This is a genomic window from Dichelobacter nodosus, from assembly GCF_001263335.1.
In the GTDB taxonomy this organism is placed as follows: Bacteria; Pseudomonadota; Gammaproteobacteria; order Cardiobacteriales; family Cardiobacteriaceae; genus Dichelobacter; species Dichelobacter nodosus.
In genome coordinates, this window is the sequence record NZ_LGVW01000003.1 from 1 (window position 1) to 888 (window position 888).

The window sequence follows — 888 nt, forward strand, 5'->3', positions numbered from 1 at the left end:
CAAAAACGCGCCCAATGATTACCAATTGTTGGAAGATTTGGTCAAACTCTACGGCGACCGCGACCCCGAAGGGTTTAACGATTGGTTCGGGGAAGCGCTCGAAATCGCCTGCGCGCACGGTTATCACGACGCTGACCAAGGAACTTTATGAGCGAAGCCGCCAGTTTTTTACGCCGGTTAAAAGTGGTACCGGCGCCGGAGTTTTATGCGCTGCAAGCAAAGCTCAAACAAGAAGCATGGACAATGTCTAAAATTGCGCAACTCAAACAAATCCAAGGCGTTTTAGATGATTTAGCGCAAAATATCCAGCGCGGCGGTACTTTTGAAGAATGGCAAAAAAATTACACCGCCCAAGGTTTGCCGCGGCATTATTTGGAAACCGTTTACCGCACCGCCTGCCTGCGCGCTTATAACGCCGGTAAATGGGTGCAATTCCGCGCGCAAAAAGAAAACCGCCCCATTCTGCGCTACAGCGCCATCAATGATAGCCGCACGCGTCCGCATCATAAGGCATTGCATGGTTTTATGGCGCCGGTTGATGATGCGGTTTGGCGAACATTGGCAGCGCCAAATGGCTTCAATTGCCGCTGCACGCTGATGAGTTTGAGCGCACGGCAAGCGGCGAAATTGGGCTATAAAGGCACGGTGACGGTGCCGGAATATGTGGACGAATACGGCATCAGAAGACCGATTACACCGGATAAAGGTTGGGAAAGTTCACCGGAAAATAGCAGCATTCTTGCGTTATTACGGGAAAAGGAAAAGAAAGCAGGGTTTCCGCCGGCGCATAAAGTCTTCCCCGAACCGCTGCCGTCGCCGGAACAATGGCAGGAAGTCGCCAAAATCGGCGAGCAAGTCTGGACAAAACATCTGCCGGAATTGGAGCGT

The 888-nt window shown here is 51.9% G+C and carries 1 protein-coding gene; it reads left to right on the plus strand.

The genetic code is table 11. The features are described 5' to 3' along the window. Positions 1-147 precede the first annotated feature (147 nt). Positions 148-888, plus strand: a 741-nt coding sequence (locus AKG33_RS00015) for a phage head morphogenesis protein (RefSeq protein WP_200902117.1), incomplete at its 3' end; no start/stop codon positions are given.